Source organism: Pseudochelatococcus sp. G4_1912, from assembly GCF_047501465.1.
GTDB lineage: Bacteria > Pseudomonadota > Alphaproteobacteria > Rhizobiales > Beijerinckiaceae > Pseudochelatococcus.
Genome location: NZ_JAZDRL010000002.1, coordinates 944,252 through 960,000, shown reverse-complemented (window position 1 = coordinate 960,000; position 15,749 = coordinate 944,252). Strand labels below are relative to the sequence as shown.

Here is a 15,749-nt window from a genome sequence, read left to right as displayed (position 1 = left end):
GTCGGCCGCAGCGCCGGTGTGACGCTCTTCTAGGACAACACCCCCAAGTCGTCAATATCTAAAATTATTATCCACAAACATCCACACCCAAAACAAACCAGAAAAATCAAAAATACAATAATATCAAAACTTTACAAACAAACCAAAACAAACCCACACCCAATCAAAGCAACACAAACGACCCTAAATCCAGGCAAAAATCTCAAGAATCGCTGAAAAACCCTTCAGCAAAACCAAAAAAAGATCCCAAAAAATCAAAAAACCCTCGCTCAGCCTCTGAGAGACACGAGCAAGGGTTCGAGACATATACAGAGAGGTGGTCAAAAATGCTTAGTGCGCATCATCCCAATTTGAGGCGGCACGGGCCTCAACACTAAGCGGCACCTTGAGTTTCACAGCCGGAAGCGGCGCGTGCTCCATTATATTGCGGATGACAGGAATCGTAGCCTCAATCTCCTCATCACGCACTTCAAACACCAGTTCGTCGTGCACCTGCAGCAACATTCGTGCGGAAAGCCCCGATTCTACGAGTGCAGGCTCCATTCTGACCATTGCGCGGCGGATAATGTCTGCAGCTGCGCCCTGTAGAGGAGCATTAATTGCCTGCCGCTCAACAAAAGCTCGCTCCGACGCGTTCTTGGACTGAATCTGGGGGTAGTGGCAGACGCGCCCAAATGCCGTTGTTACATAACCATGTGTACGCACGAACTGCTTCATGTCTTCCATATAGTCGCGAATCCGAGGGAAGCGCTCAAAATACTTACGGATATAAGCACCTGATTCTTCGCGACTGATTCCAAGCTGGTTCGCCAGCCCAAATGCTGAGATTCCATAGATAATGCCGAAGTTAATTGCCTTAGCACGGCGGCGAATGGAGGGATCCATGCCCTCAACCGGCACCCCAAACATCTCCGATGCCGTCATCGCATGAATGTCTATGCCACTCTCAAACGCATTCTGCAGCTGCGGAATGTCTGCAACATGGGCCAGTAGCCGTAGCTCGATTTGCGAATAATCGGCGGAAACCAGCTTCCAACCGGGCTCAGACACAAAAGCCTTGCGAATCTTGCGGCCCTCTTCCGTGCGAATCGGAATGTTTTGCAGATTCGGGTCCGACGATGAGAGGCGGCCTGTCGTTGTTGCCGCCAGAGAAAAGGACGTATGCACCCGCCGCGTCTGCGGATTGATGAAACCAGGTAGCGCATCTGTATATGTAGAGCGCAACTTCGATAACTGCCGCCAATCCAGAATACGCGATGGCAACTCGTGCCCCTGCTCTGCCAGGTCCTCCAGCACGCCTGCACCCGTCGCCCATTGACCGGTGGCAGTTTTCTTTGCACCCGGAAGTCCGAGACGGCCGAAAAGGATCTCACCCAGCTGCTTGGGCGATCCAACATTAAACTCTTCGCCTGCAAGGCTATGAATTTCAGCCTCAAGGCTACCTAGTCGCTGCGCAAACTCGCCCGACAGACGGGCAAGTAAAGCAGAATCAATCATAATGCCGCGCTGCTCCATGCGCGCCAGCACGCCAACCAGCGGTCGCTCAAGCGTTTCATAGACTGTCGCCTTAGCCTCTGAAACGATGCGTGGCTTGAGCGCCTCCCATAAACGCAACGTGACATCAGCGTCTTCGGCAGCATAGGCCGTGGCCTTGTCGATCGCTACTTTATCAAAGCTGATCGCATTGCGACCCTTGCCCGCTACATCTGTAAAACTAATCGGCGTATGACCAAGATGCTTCTCGGAAAGTGCGTCCATACCATGAGTGCCACGTCCTGCATCTAACACATAAGAAAGCAACATCGTGTCGTCATAAGGAGCAACCTCGATGCCGTGACGCGCAAAGACCAGCCAGTCATATTTAAAGTTCTGGCCAATCTTCAGCACGTCCGGATCAGTAAGGAGGGGTCTCAGGCGCTCCAACGCAGCTTGGAGGGGGATCTGTTGAAGATGATTCGCTGCAGAGGGAACGGGCGCTTCCGCAAAAAGACCCGCTTGCGTCTCATGCTCCCGGTGCGCCAAGGGAATGTAGCACGCACGTCCCATATCAGTGGCAAGCGAAACACCAACCAGCCCCGCGCCCATAGCATCAAGAGCATCCGTTTCCGTATCAACGGCAACAATGCCGCGCGCGTATGCATCTGCAATCCAGCGATCAAGGGCCTCAAGGGTCGTTACTGTTTCATAGGTCGTAGTATCGACAGGACTGGTCAGTTGTCGCGCACTTGCCCGCGCGGCAACACGTGCGGGGCCCTCGCCTTGCTCCGCCTCTACGCTGGTTGAAACTGAACCGCTGTCTGCATGAGCTGCAATGGAAGGTGTTTTTGCCTGCGCTGCACTTATAATTGCTGCTGGGGCAACTTCATCAAGATCTACATTATATATGTCAGCCGCACGACGGGTAATAGTCGTGAACTCCATCGCCTTCAGAAATGCCACTAACTGCTGCGGATCCGGCTGGTGAAGCGCGAATGTCTCAATCGGCGTCGCGAGTTCAACTTCATCAACCAGCTGTACGAGTTGGCGCGAGATGCGAGCCATTTCAGCATTTGCGATCAACGCTTCTCGCCGCTTGGGCTGCTTGATCTCCGGAGCTCGATCGAGCAACGCATTGAGGTCGCCATATTCGTTGATGAGTTGTGCTGCGGTTTTAATGCCAATGCCGGGAACGCCAGGCACGTTATCAGTCGAATCGCCAGCAAGGGCTTGTACATCCACCACCTGGTGCGGTGGCACGCCAAAATAGGCAACGACTTCCTCTTCACCGATCAAACGCTCAGGCCGATAACTGCCTTTTGATTGCGTGCCAGAAGCCGGATCATACATCGCGACACCAGGGCGAATCAGCTGCATCAGATCTTTATCTGCAGAAATGATCAGCACTTCCGCTCCTGCCGCACATGCCTCACGAGCGTAGGTCGCAATCAAATCATCCGCCTCGTACTTGTCCTGTTCAACAGGCGAAAGCCCAAATGCACGCACAGCTTCACGCATTAAGGGAAATTGCGGCACCAGATCTTCAGGCGGCGGTGGACGGTTGGCTTTATAGGCTGGGTACAGCGCTTTACGAAATGAGTTCTCAGATTTATCGAAAATAATGCCCAGATGCGTCGGGGTGATGCCAGCCGCTCCCTCACGAATAAACTGGAACAGCTTCGTGCAGAAAAGCCTGACAGCGCCTGTCGGCAAGCCGTCTGATCGATAGTTGTACTTTCGATCCTGATTCATCGACTGGAAATACGCCCTAAAAACAAAGGACGATCCGTCAACGAGGAATACACGATCTCCCGGCCCTGGCACGCGAGAGGCGAATGCAGGAACGGGGGCGATGATGGGGGTGTCAGATGCGCTCATGCCCTATCCATACCCTGTTTCTACCCTCTAACGGTAGTCACCTTAACTTCCCTTCCCCAGCAGGTAACCATATTGGAAGCATCATAGATGCCATTACTGAACCGATGCGGAACCGCTAAAGCGCCTCACGCATTGAATCTTGGCAGAGATCGCGACACATCCGCGCGCGATGCGCCAACACTGCGCGCATTGCAATACCATTATCAGTAGCACGAACATCCATTATCAATAAGCTCACGCTTCATAAATGACATTAAGAATGACAGATTTACTATAACAAACAAGAACCAGGCAGCATGGAATCAATGTCTACTGATATAAACCGTACATTGAATTTGACATATGTGTACATTAAGGTTGATAATGACACAATGATCGGAAAAGTTTGCAGTAAGAGGAGGCAGAAAAGTGAATAACAAGATTCGGTTTTTAGCCAACATTTCTCCTGCATATTTGCTCAAATAATTAGTCAGAGCGTAATAAATGGATCTGTGAAAGCAGGATTTGTCGCAATCTTATAGATTGCATTCTGGCGAATTTAAACTTTCTTTTGCTTTGACCGACAACGGAAAAACGCGTCAATATTTAACCTTGCACGCTACTGATAAATATTAATGAAAGACCGTGATCGATCCAAGCGAAAGAACCTTGCGCAGCAATACTGTACCGGTCTGGCTTCTACACGGCGCCTGACCTCCATCCACCCCTTGCGAATGGTTGAAGCCCACCATGAATGGCAAATCAAGCACCCTGACTAACACCGCAATTGTTAGAAACGATGGGTTCCACGCTGACAATGATCCCGATGTCGGCCGCCGAATCCGCTTCCTTTTCGAACGCCTTGGAGGACAAAAAGCTGCAGTCGCAACGGATAAATCCATCCGCTCACTGCAACGTTATTTTTCAGGCGCAGAGCCGCCGGCTAGTGTTGTCAAGGCACTTGCTAAAGCAACTGGCGTTTCTGCTGACTGGATTTTATTCGGTGGCGATGAGCCAACTCTTCAGCCGTCAGGCAATGGCAGTAATCAGTTTGTCTATGTGCCAAAATTCGATGCTGTTGATGCGCATAGAGGCATTGGCAATGATAATAGCCAATCCTCAGCAATTGCGATGCGTGAAAGCTGGCTGCGGGGTATCGGCACAGACCCGAAGCACGCCTGCCTGCTCGCTTTTAGCGGCGACAGTATGGAGCCAACTATCCGCGATAGTGATCTGTTACTGGTGGATAGATCCGTACAACAGATCGTCGATCACGGAATTTACGTCCTGCTCGTTGGCGGGCGGATGCTCGTGAAACGCGTGCAACTTCGCCATGACGGTTCATTAGTGCTGCGTAATGATAACCCGGCGTATGAGATTGAAACCGTCTCTGCCGTTGATGCCAGCCGTCTCATTATTGAAGGGCGAGTCCGCTGGTTCGGTCGCACGGTATAAATTTGCAAGCAGCATATGAGCGATGCCCCGGCTGCAAGACTGAAACAATAAAGGCCAGCGGGGTTTCGCCCAGCTGGCCTTTAGTGATTCTGACAAGATCAGATGCAGTAATTACTGCCGATAATGCTGGATCCGCGTGGTACGCAAGCCAGCAAGGCCATGCTCATCGATTGACTGCTGCCAGCTGAGGAACTCCTCCACGGTCAGCGTATAGCGTTGGCATGCCTCATCCAGACTCAGCAGCCCGCCGCGTACAGCGGCAACCACTTCGGCCTTACGCCGGATAACCCAGCGCTTGGTTGTTGTTGGTGGAAGATCTGCCACCGTCAAAGGACTGCCATCTGGTCCGATGACGTATTTTACACGCGGGCGAAAAAGTTCGGTCATTGATACGCTCACAATTCTTGACTGACCCAATTCGACAGAACCGTGTCCATGGAACCGGCCCAACTCAATCGCTCGATTGATCCGATCCTTCGGAGTTTCCCGAAAAAAAACAGCCCAACCGAACTCTAGCTATTGGGAGGCTAACCGCTCAGATTTAAGAATTGCCTAAAGCCTTCATCAGCGCTTGCACTTGCGCTCATAACTGTAAAAGAAGGATAATAGTGCATTACTGCGGACGAACCGTTACGGCAGGCCAAAAGCACGCTTCAGTATTGCACTGCAGGGCTGGCACGATACATCCGAGACGGGTATACAAGCGGGTGATTACAAGACGCGCGGGCACCAATTCTGCGCGTACGAAAGACGGAAGAAATGTTGAATAGTCTGGGTTTGCCAAAAGATCCGCGGGATACACGCGTCGTTGTCGCCATGTCTGGTGGTGTCGATTCGTCGGTGGTCGCGGCCATGCTGGCGCGAGAAGGCTATGAAGTAATCGGCATTACGCTCCAGCTTTATGACCACGGCGCTGCCATCCATCGCAAAGGCGCATGCTGCGCGGGTCAAGATATCCACGACGCGCGACGCGTAGCTGAGCGAATCGGCATTCCTCATTATGTACTCGACTACGAATCACGTTTTCGCGATGCGGTGATCGAGCGTTTCGCCGATAGTTATCTCAACGGGGAAACACCGATTCCCTGTGTGGAATGCAACCGGTCCATCAAATTCACGGAACTGCTCGACACTGCACGCGATCTGGGTGCGGATGTATTGGCCACCGGCCATTATGTAGCAAGCCGCCTGCTTGCTGATCGCAGTGATGGACGACGCGGTCTTTTCCGCGCTGCCGATCCTGATCGAGATCAGAGCTACTTCTTATATGCCACAACTGATGAGCAACTCTCGATTGTGCGCTTTCCCTTGGGGGATTTGACAAAACCGGAAACGCGGGCGCTGGCGCGCGAATTTGGCCTTGAGATTGCTGATAAGCACGATAGTCAAGATATATGTTTCGTGCCTAACGGTCGCTATGCCGATATCATTGAGCGCTTGCGGCCGAAATCCGTATTGCCGGGCGATATCGTGCATGCTGACGGTCGTGTGCTGGGGCAACATAATGGCATCATTCACTTCACTGTCGGCCAGCGAAAAGGGCTTGGGTTATCCACAGGCGAACCGCTTTATGTCGTCAAACTCGATGCTGAAAACGCCCGCGTTATCGTTGGTCCACGCGATATGTTGGCAACCAGCGCAATAACTCTCGGCGATCTGAATTGGATTGGGGACGCGACGCCGCAACCTGGCGATGCACCGATTGAGGTTGCTGTGCGGGTGCGTTCAACGCGCCCGCCTCATCCTGCATTCCTGCGCATGACAGCAGATGGTGCTGTCATCGATTTACCAGTTGCAGAACAAGGCGTGGCACCGGGACAAGCCTGTGTAATCTATGAAAACGCCGAATCCCGTGCGCGCGTGCTCGGTGGTGGTACGATTCGACGCACGACTTCCGTCATGCCGCTCATTGTGCCTCCAGCGCCCAAGTCCCAGCAAGAACCAACCAACACGGCAGACGCCAAGTCAGCAACCGGTACGGAAAACACCTGAATGAATACGTTGGCCGACAGCTCCGATACGACCCTCATGCGCAAGGCTTATGCACGTTGGGCTCCGATCTATGACTTCGTCTATGATGGTTTGACGGCCTCAGCCCGACAAACTGCAGTGGAAGCAGCAATTGCCTGCGGCAACAACATTCTGGAAGCGGGTGTTGGTACAGGTTTGTCATTGGGGGATTACCCCGCAACGGCAAAAGTGACTGGATTCGATCTCTCAGAACATATGTTGAAAAGGGCAGCGAAAAAGGTTCGCAAGCATAAGCTTGATCACGTGCAAATGCTCACAGTGATGGATGCATGCAATCTGGGCTTTCCCGATGCATCGTTTGATGCCGTTGTGGCGCAATTTGTCATTACCTTGGTGCCACATCCTGAACGGGCGCTTGATGAATTCCTGCGTGTTTTACGTCCGGGTGGGGAAATCATTCTGGCCAACCACTTTGGTGCCGCCGACGGTCCTATCGCCCGCTGCGAGGAAGCTATAGCTCCTGCCATGGCCAAGCTTGGCTGGAGCTCGGCATTTAAGACAACGCGCGTGGAAGCATGGGCTGAGCAACGTGGAAATGCGTCTGTTATTGATGTGCGGCCAGCATTTCCGATGGGCTTCTTCAAAGTTGCGCGCTTACGCAAAATCGCGTGAACTGATTTTTCATAACCGAAAAGGCAAACATGCTGTGGCATGGCACCGCTCAATGATCGACAAGGTGGTCAGGGTGCGCGCCTATCCTATTGCGCGGCGAACTGAGCAAGGCATCTTAATCGGCTGTGTCAGTGCGCTGGTAATATTCACGTTATGTAGCCTTTCCGAATATACAAACACACTGCTTGTCATGGCCTCATTCGGGGCGTCCTGTGTGATTGTCTTTACATTGCCTCAAAGTCCGTTAGCGCAACCCTCAAATGTTATTGGCGGACATGTGCTATCGGCAATTGCCGGCTTTGCTGCTTTGTTTTTATTTGGCCAAACACCATTTTCTATGGGACTGGGTGTTGGACTTGCTATTATCGCCATGGCAATAACGGCAACGCTGCATCCACCAGGCGCGGGCAACCCCATTCTGATTATCGGCGGCGGTTATCCGTTATGGTATCTCTTAACCCCGGTGTTCATAGGCGCAGTAACCATCGTGTTAGCAGCCTTGTTTTATCATCGCTTCATATCCGGACATATTTATCCGGTCAGGAAAGTTTGACGGTTTCCCCATGATTGACCTCTCCCCAAAGCCAACGGATCGCATCCTTATCAGCCGGATTGCACTGTTTGCGTATCATGGACTGCATGCGGAAGAAGCGAAACTGGGACAGCGATTTTTTATCTCGCTTGATATCGGGCTAGACCTGCGCGAAGCCGGCCGCAATGATGATTACAGCCGCACCGCCTGTTATGGTGAGCTGACACAACTTGTGCAGGAAGTTGGTGTTGGCCAGCGATTCCGTACGATTGAGGGGTTGGCTGAGGCCATCGCGGCGGCAATTCTCCTCAAGGACGAGCGAATCACGCGCGCGACAATTCTGGTTGAAAAACCTGCAGCGCCTGTGCCTGCGATAATTGATGGCATTGCTGTCGAGATCACGCGTACACGTGCTGATATCTGAGCCATGATCCGACGCGCCTACATCAGCCTCGGCAGTAATATGGGCGATAAGCGCGGCAACATTGCGCTCGCCCTTGAGCACCTTGATGCGATAACGGGCATCCATGTTGCGGCCCGATCGCATGATTATCGCACGCCCCCGTGGGGCGACACCGATCAGGATTGGTTCATTAATGCCTGCGCCGCACTTGATACCTCGCTTACGCCCGAGGCATTGCTGGTTGCTTGCCTTGCAATCGAGACCAGGATGGGACGTATCCGCACCCGCAAATGGGGACCGCGCGTGATCGATATCGACCTGCTGGATTATGACGGGTTAACGCTCATCAGCAATGACCTAACCTTGCCGCATCCTCACCTAATGGAACGCGCTTTCGTGTTGATTCCGCTGGCTGAAATCGCTAGTGACCTCATGATATCCGGTCGAAGTGTCACTGCCACCGCACACGCACTCGCTGATCCAGCCATCATTCCATACGATTAATTGGCGGCCATCCACGGGTGCGCTCATTAGTCTGCTGGCATGCGCATATTATTTGGCATAAATGAGCGTTAGAAGTTTTCTGGAACGATTTTGAATCAGGCATCAAGTTTATGAAAAATCGCGTTTCATGGGCGATATTCGCCCTCGCTGCATCGCTTACTGCTTTCGTAACGCCAAGCCATGCTCAGGATGCTGCGGCTGGTGAGCGCGTATTCATTAAGTGCCGTGTATGCCATCAGGTGGGTGAAGAGGCCAAAAGCACCATCGCGCCAAATCTAAACGGCATTATCGGCCGCGTGTCTGGCACGTTTCCGGACTACAAAAACTTTTCAGCACCCATGAAAGAAAAAGCTGTAACGTGGAATGAGGAAACGCTCACTGCTTACCTGCATAATCCACGCGAATTTATCCCACGTAATAGCATGATGTTCCCCGGCCTTAAGAAAGACGCTGATATCGTCAACGTCATCGCCTATTTGAAGCAATTCGGGCCAGACGGTAAGAAGCAGTAAGCACGAGTTACAGCTGTTCCCACAGATGCGGGCACTTGGTGCAAACCATATCGGGAATGGATGCTTCCATGCCCGGTTGCTTCAGTGCATCGATATGGTGCATCACGCGCCCTTCCCACGAACTGGGATCGTTGACATGATGCAGCTCTGGTGACACCAGACAAATGCGATATCCGGCAGCCCTTAATGCTGCCGCATCTTCAGCAGGTAGCGGCTGGCCAGTGAAGCTGTCCGCCCAGATCCAGTCAATACTACGCCCCTGCACACGCAGGTGATCAGCCAGCCGCAGCGCGGTTTCAATGCTTTCAAACTCCGAGACACGTACGGCGAATTTCGATAAGCCCTCAAGCGCGTATTTGCGAATGAAGGGAAAGCTCTCATCCAGAATGAAAAAATCCTCAACACCATGCTCCGCGAGCATTGCGGTCAAGCGGGGTTCAAGCCCTTCTTCTTTCACATTGGCGATCAGAAAGCGGTGGCGATACTGCGCCAACCAATCCTGAAGCCGCACCGCATCGGTGATAAAGGGGTCATGTGTCACCAAAATATCATTGCCATGATTGCGCAAATCGATCTCCGCCCCATGCTGCGGCAGGGTTTCAGAGAGTTCGGCTAAAGTATTGCGGCGATGATGGATAACGATCATATCAGCTGGCCTTTTTCGCTTGCAGGTTTTCATTGGCCAGCGTGCGGCGCAGTTCAAAGATATAGGCAAAGGTGCGCCGGATCAGCTTGATGCGCGTTTTCCAGTTGCCGCCACCCTTGGCCTCGCCGTGTAAACGCTTGGCGAAAAACACCGGAACCTCAAGAATACGATAGCCGTGTGTACGCGCCTGATACAGCATATACAGGTCCAGCGAGAAATCGTGCGGGGCGCGTGCTGTCATGAATTCCTGATAAAATGCGCGCGAAAACAACTTAGGCTGGGCATTCACATCATCAAGCCGCACGCCAAGCGCTGCAGATGCCACTAGCTGCATGCCAAACGTGAAAAACGCCTCCAGCAAACGACGGTTGCGGCGATTGCCCTTAACGATAATTTTTTCACCCGCATGCTGCTTGTAGAGATCAAACGCAACCAGCACATCGCGTGGATCGGTCTGCATGTCGGCATGCGTCCACGCCAATACATCCCCGGTTGCAGCTTCAAGCCCCTGCAGAATACCATAACCATAGCCCTGATTCACCGGCACCGTCACCGCACGCACCACGCTATCGCCCTGCAACTCACGCTGGAGAACGGCAGCCGAGTCATCTCGCGAGCCATTATCAACCAACAGCACCTCGACATCACTCCGCCCAACAGTGATTTCACGCAAACGCGCGACAATCAGCGGGATATTCAGTGCTTCATTGTAGCAGGGAATGACGATCGATAATTTCATGATGTCCAAATCTGATTATGCCAAAGGTTCATTGGCGACAAAAGCAGTCCAGTACGCCAGTGTATTCTCGTAAGCTTCGTAGTCTTCGGGCGTTCCCCAGCAGTGGTAGCGCGCAACTTCGGCGACCCGCACGTCCCGCCCTTCATCGATCAAATATTTAAAGACCTGATCGACATAAAATTCGTTGTTGATGCGGTCGTTCGCAGCAATCATCCGATCCGCAGCCGCCACAAAATCAGCGCCACGGCGAAACCAGAACGTACCAACGACGGCGTGATCGTTCATAGGCGTCTGGCTTATGGGCGTTTTGATGGATACGCCTGTTGCCTTGTCACCGTCAGTTTTAATCCAGCCATAAGCTTGCGGCTTCTCGAGCACGGATTCGTTATTGCGGAAGGTGAAAATCACCGCATCAGCTGTACCGGCATGCTGCGCAAAATCCGTCTGCGCGATATCCATGCCGTTATCACAGGCGGCAATCAGCAAGGGCTGCTCGTTATCAATCAGATTGCGCGTCAAAAGACACGTGCTCGCCTGCCCTTCCGTCAGCGCGTTGACGGTAACAAACTGCGCCTGCGCAAAGCGGCTCTTGAGAGTGTCGCAAACACCATCGCGCACATGAAAATCACGCACAACAAAGATGATACGCGTATCGGGCGCATCGACATTCACCGGCAAATCTTCAACAGCAGCGACCACCATCGGCACCCGCTCACTACGATGGCGGCTCGATACCGGAATAACAGGCTTATGGGCAGAATAGCCCGCAGCAGAAAAACGCGAGCCAGCTCCCGCCATAGGAATCAGGATATTCATGATTGGCGCTCTCGCACAATTTTGGTCCAATAGCGGTATTCGTCCAGATCCTCGGGTGTGCCCCACTGGCAGAAGTGTTCAATCCCACCGGGCACCGCAACCCGCAGCCCATCACGTACCAGATGGTTATAAACCATGCTGACGTAGTACTCACCGTTGAGCGCATCGCCCTCCGCCATCAAGCGGTTACAATACTTTTTCATCACTTCACCGGTGTGAAAATAGTAAACGCCAGGCGAGTGTAGCGCCCTGGTCTTATCTGCCTCGAAGCTGTATTTTTCGCGGATCTCACCAAGATCGCCCTGCGCATCAACGCGGCAAGAGGCATAGAGGTTCTTTTCCGGCAATAGATGCGGATGGAAACCTGTATAGCATGGCACCGCACCCGCATATTCACCGCCCGCCATCTGTGCCAGAAATGCGGAATAGTCCCAACGCATGTAGTAATCGCAGTAGCTTATGAGGGCAGGACGATCATCGCTGATTTCAGCTTCAACCGCCATCAGTGCCGCGACAGGCCCAAGCTTTGCGCCTTCAATCACCGCAATCCTGCCTTTGGGACGCAGCTCCTTAAGAATCTTCTCCATAGAAGTGGTTTCGATATGCTCTCGGCGACAGATGAAGAGTGGCTCCTCCTCCCCGGGAAACATATTCAATACCCATTCGATCATTGGACGATCGTTCACCCTGATCAATGGTTTGGGATCGGTATAGCCCACGCGCGCGAAACGCGAGCCCAGACCTGACATGGGAATGATGAGTTGCACTGTCATGCCTGCGCCACTTTCTGCCGGTGCTTTTCCGATTCCATGTTCAGCAACACCGCTTTTTCCGCATCGTTGATAAAATTAAGCGTCAGCCCGAGCTCGGGAATGGTTCCCAGCAAATAAGCATAAGCCTGCGCCGTCTGCTGCCCTGCAAGCGAAGCAGCCAGTGCGGGATTACACTGATAAACCGCCTGATCCGGAAACAGTAGCCCCTCATCCTGAAACGCATCCTGAGTCGGCCGCGGAAAAGTCGGCACAGAGGCAAAGAGCCCCCGCACCCGCTGGTTGACTGCCGAATGCAAGGCATAGGCTGCATCCGGCGTTTCCGCAGAAACAATAAGCCCATGATTTTGCAGGAATATCACGCTTGCTTTCGTATCCTGAATCCGCTCCGCAATAGCAAGCGTCAACGTCAAACCGGGGGTGCAATAATCGACCCACAATGCATCGGGCAACGCCTTGGCCAATAAGGCACGCCCCCCTTGCGCGCAGGTCAGCAGATTGGCCCATACCGAATGCGAGTGCAGCACACACCGCCCCAGCAGCGCATGAAACCCGGATTCGATGGATGGTAGATGGTTGCCGCAATCATCTACCATGCGCTCCCGCAGCAAGCACGCAGCCATCAACGCACTGTAATCGGCCTCACTTTTGCAAGCACCAATCTCACTTTTCAGGCGCGCGCTATTGAGCGGCAGAAAGCCCGTTTCCGCTGAAATCGTTGCAAGATCAATGCCCGATGCCTTGATGTACATGACATCACCGCCATCAATCTTGATCGATGTATTGCCACCACCGCCTTGCACATAACCTGCGTTCGCGCCAAGCCGCCGTGATACAGCGGCGAGTTCAGAAAGCTCACTGATCATCGTGATATTTCCATCCATGGAAGACGCAGTACCCCATAATGAGCTGAACAATTCCCATCCAGTCTGCATGCCAATGCGGACTGTAGACGCCAAATTCCTCTAAGCCAGCGACATGCTTTTCGCCAAGCGCCCATATATCTTCGATATCGAACGGCTGGTCAAAATCGAGCACTTGCCTATCGTGATCGTCGTAATAATGGTGCACGCCCGTTGGCATAACCGCGTGTAAATCATCGATCAACGGATCGAGAAAGAAAGCGTTTGAAAGCGTGATACGCAGCCACTCATGCGTGACGATATCGGCATCACCGATCCTGTCATCTGGCACGGGATCGCGCAGCATGAACGATACCACGATATCGGCATGCTTTTCCTGCGCGGTAATGTATTTTGCGGAATCCGCCTGTCGGCGTTTTACCGAGGCAATCACCGTTTCCTTGGTGTAATTACGCTTCTGCATATCCCGCACAACCTTGCGATGCAGCAGCAATGTCGGGTCCGGCTTCACAAACACACGCAGATCGAAAAGTTTACGCGCAGGGCGCAGATAAAACGTGTGCAGCCCTTCAAGCACTGTGATGGGCTTGGGACGGATCTTCATCTCTTCCGTAAACTGGCCCGAGTTATGATCGTAATGACGTCGCCAGATAAGCCGGTTCTGCCGCAGGGCTTTAACGTATTGCAACTCGATATGCAGTTCATTGGCGCGCGGATCGAGATGCGTCAGCTCGCTCCAGCGATCGTGCCCGCGCTGCCACTTATGCATATCATCGCCACAGATCACCCCAGCATGGCGCGGGCCAAAAAGATCGGCGACAGCCCCTGATACAGTGGATTTTCCCGCACCCGAATCCCCTGCAACTCCGAACATAAAGGGCCGCGCTGTCAATTTATGCTGACGCGGAAGGTAGATGCCCCGATAGTACATCACGCAGCAACACAGAAAGAGCAGCGTCTGCAATGCCGTGAACACCAGATTGAGCAGTACATCAGCAGGCAGACCCAGGCTTTGCAAATACGCAAAGAGAGCCCCCTCTTCACCCTGAGCTGACCATTGCCAAACCGTTGTGAAATCGGAAGTTGGCGTTAATGCGAAATAGGCGAAATAACAAAGCTGAAAGGCCGCAAACAATATCAGATATGACAGATTCAGCCGTACAAAGAAGTAGACGAAGAATGGCACAACCCAGAAATACCACCCCTGCGACGGCGCCACAAAAAGCAGGATAAGACCAAAGGCAAATCCTGTGAATGTCAGGAAAAGCTCGCGATTATGAATCCGTATATGTAGCGAATAGGCAACCAGCGTCAGGTACAGCGCCGGGATGATGTAAAACACCAATTCCTGATCCGCCAAGCTGATCGCAGCCAGCCCTATCTTCGCCTGCTGTGCATTGAGAAACACCATGTTTGCAAGGCCAGCCCCCGCCATAAATGGTAGGTTAACAGCGACGAACACCGCCAGCGTCACAACCATAAAGCGCGCAACCGCACGCAAACTCAGCTGATCTTGCCAGATAAAAACCAGCGCGAAGGGTAGCACCAGCAGCGTTTGTGTTTTTGCAGCCAGCGCAAGGCCCAGCACAACGGCAGCCAGCGTCGAGCGACCGGAAAATATGCAGTGCACACATAAAAACTGCAACGCAACCGGAATAACATCAAGCTGCCCATGCATATAGCTGATGTAAAACAGAACCGGGGATGCCCAATACAGCCAAAGCAGATAATCAACCCGCTGTCGCATCCATCGGCACAAGAGCAAAAAAATCACAAGGTCTGCCGCCAGCAACGGCAGTCGGTATATCAGCAGCAAGGCATGCTGCCCCAAATGCTCAAAGCCAAGCCCAAGCGTCAGAAAACGCGGCATCGCCATCAAATACAGCATGACGGCGGGATACGGAAAACTCGTCTCATGCCCCGTTTGGGAGAATAGCTCATAGGGGTTAGCAAGTGGATGAGCCACAAATTGCTCAAGAAACGGAATGAACAGTTCCGTCATATACGTCGAGCCGAAACTTACCGATGCAACGAGCTTCAGTAAGAGGACAATCCAGAAAGCCTTTGAGCGTGCAATACGTTCCGTCCAAGCCAAGATGCGCGCCCTGAACCGATGACGGTCATGCAAGGTGATGCTGTTCATGCCCGAAACACCATGTATCGCGTACCAATGAAATTGGTGCAGGTTGTGAAAACAATAGAAATGGCATTGGCGATCAGGGGGTCGATATCCGCATATTCCACAAGCCCATGAATCAGCATCAGCCCCATGCCCAGCGAGGCAAGATAAACTGCGAGATAGCGCGCCACAACGCCAAGTGTTGACCGCGCCGTGACACCAAATGTCCAACGCTTGTTCAATACATAACCAAAAGCGACGCCTGAGAGAAAGCCAACAGCAGATGCAGGAACATAATCCAGCCAGCCATTAGAAAACAGGGCTAGAAAGACCAGATAATTGATGACCGTGGAGAGGCCACCAACGATCAGAAAGCGCGGCAAGGGAGCCGCCATAACGCGCTGGATCATCATG

Annotated in this window: 16 protein-coding genes; 7 read left to right on the top strand and 9 right to left on the bottom strand. The window is 52.7% G+C overall.

Going from position 1 to position 15,749, the window contains the following annotated elements:
* Positions 1–330: 330 nt before the first annotated feature.
* Positions 331–3,354 carry a DNA polymerase I gene (gene polA, locus VRZ32_RS11625; RefSeq protein ID WP_414525888.1) on the bottom strand — a complete coding sequence of 1,008 codons (3,024 nt, stop codon included), beginning with the start codon at positions 3,352–3,354 and terminating at the stop codon, positions 331–333.
* A 729-nt stretch (positions 3,355–4,083) separates the two neighbouring features.
* Between polA and VRZ32_RS11620 the strand changes: the two genes are divergently transcribed.
* Positions 4,084–4,788 (top strand): XRE family transcriptional regulator, encoded by a 705-nt coding sequence (locus tag VRZ32_RS11620; RefSeq protein WP_414525887.1) that lies wholly within the window; start codon positions 4,084–4,086, stop codon positions 4,786–4,788.
* Positions 4,789–4,899: 111 nt separating this feature from the next.
* Here VRZ32_RS11620 and VRZ32_RS11615 read toward each other — a convergent pair whose 3' ends face one another.
* Positions 4,900–5,175 (bottom strand): DUF1153 domain-containing protein, encoded by a 276-nt coding sequence (locus VRZ32_RS11615; RefSeq protein ID WP_414525886.1) that lies wholly within the window; start codon positions 5,173–5,175, stop codon positions 4,900–4,902.
* A 375-nt stretch (positions 5,176–5,550) separates the two neighbouring features.
* Here VRZ32_RS11615 and mnmA point away from each other — a divergent pair, with 375 nt between their 5' ends.
* From mnmA to VRZ32_RS11585, 6 genes are all read left to right on the top strand, one after another.
* The gene (mnmA, locus tag VRZ32_RS11610) at positions 5,551–6,780 is read left to right on the top strand and encodes a tRNA 2-thiouridine(34) synthase MnmA (RefSeq protein ID WP_414526206.1); all 1,230 of its coding nucleotides are present in this window, start codon (positions 5,551–5,553) and stop codon (positions 6,778–6,780) included.
* Positions 6,781–7,431, top strand: coding sequence for a class I SAM-dependent methyltransferase (locus VRZ32_RS11605; protein ID WP_414525885.1), 651 nt, complete (start codon positions 6,781–6,783; stop codon positions 7,429–7,431).
* 52 nt (positions 7,432–7,483) lie between these two features.
* Positions 7,484–7,984, top strand: coding sequence for an HPP family protein (locus tag VRZ32_RS11600; protein WP_414525884.1), 501 nt, complete (start codon positions 7,484–7,486; stop codon positions 7,982–7,984).
* A gap of 10 nt (positions 7,985–7,994) precedes the next feature.
* Positions 7,995–8,387, top strand: coding sequence for a dihydroneopterin aldolase (gene folB, locus VRZ32_RS11595; RefSeq protein ID WP_414525883.1), 393 nt, complete (start codon positions 7,995–7,997; stop codon positions 8,385–8,387).
* A 6-nt stretch (positions 8,388–8,393) separates the two neighbouring features.
* Entirely contained in the window at positions 8,394–8,870 is a 477-nt protein-coding gene (gene folK / locus VRZ32_RS11590; RefSeq protein ID WP_414526205.1) for a 2-amino-4-hydroxy-6-hydroxymethyldihydropteridine diphosphokinase, read from the top strand.
* Positions 8,871–8,980: 110 nt separating this feature from the next.
* The gene (locus VRZ32_RS11585) at positions 8,981–9,382 is read left to right on the top strand and encodes a c-type cytochrome (protein WP_414525882.1); all 402 of its coding nucleotides are present in this window, start codon (positions 8,981–8,983) and stop codon (positions 9,380–9,382) included.
* Between the two features lie 7 nt (positions 9,383–9,389).
* Here the strand turns inward: VRZ32_RS11585 and VRZ32_RS11580 are convergent, their stop codons facing one another.
* Genes VRZ32_RS11580 through VRZ32_RS11550 form a run of 7 tightly spaced genes read right to left on the bottom strand, consistent with a single transcriptional unit; the run spans position 9,390 to position 15,748 of the window.
* Positions 9,390–10,028, bottom strand: a complete 639-nt coding sequence (locus tag VRZ32_RS11580) for a hypothetical protein (protein WP_414525881.1) — start codon at positions 10,026–10,028, stop codon at positions 9,390–9,392.
* A 1-nt stretch (position 10,029) separates the two neighbouring features.
* Positions 10,030–10,767, bottom strand: coding sequence for a glycosyltransferase family 2 protein (locus VRZ32_RS11575; protein ID WP_414525880.1), 738 nt, complete (start codon positions 10,765–10,767; stop codon positions 10,030–10,032).
* 15 nt (positions 10,768–10,782) lie between these two features.
* Positions 10,783–11,583 carry a nucleotidyltransferase gene (locus VRZ32_RS11570; RefSeq protein WP_414525879.1) on the bottom strand — a complete coding sequence of 267 codons (801 nt, stop codon included), beginning with the start codon at positions 11,581–11,583 and terminating at the stop codon, positions 10,783–10,785.
* On the bottom strand, positions 11,580–12,356 hold the full coding sequence (locus VRZ32_RS11565) for a glycosyltransferase family 2 protein (protein ID WP_414525878.1): 777 nt from the start codon (positions 12,354–12,356) through the stop codon (positions 11,580–11,582). The genes VRZ32_RS11570 and VRZ32_RS11565 overlap by 4 nt, the downstream gene beginning before the upstream one ends.
* Positions 12,353–13,219 carry a class II aldolase/adducin family protein gene (locus VRZ32_RS11560; RefSeq protein ID WP_414525877.1) on the bottom strand — a complete coding sequence of 289 codons (867 nt, stop codon included), beginning with the start codon at positions 13,217–13,219 and terminating at the stop codon, positions 12,353–12,355. The genes VRZ32_RS11565 and VRZ32_RS11560 overlap by 4 nt, the downstream gene beginning before the upstream one ends.
* Positions 13,209–15,359: a hypothetical protein gene (locus VRZ32_RS11555; protein ID WP_414525876.1), complete on the bottom strand. Its 2,151-nt coding sequence runs from the start codon at positions 15,357–15,359 to the stop codon at positions 13,209–13,211. The genes VRZ32_RS11560 and VRZ32_RS11555 overlap by 11 nt, the downstream gene beginning before the upstream one ends.
* Complete coding sequence (locus tag VRZ32_RS11550; protein WP_414525875.1) at positions 15,356–15,748, bottom strand: GtrA family protein; 393 nt, start codon at positions 15,746–15,748, stop codon at positions 15,356–15,358. The genes VRZ32_RS11555 and VRZ32_RS11550 overlap by 4 nt, the downstream gene beginning before the upstream one ends.
* Position 15,749 lies beyond the last annotated feature (1 nt).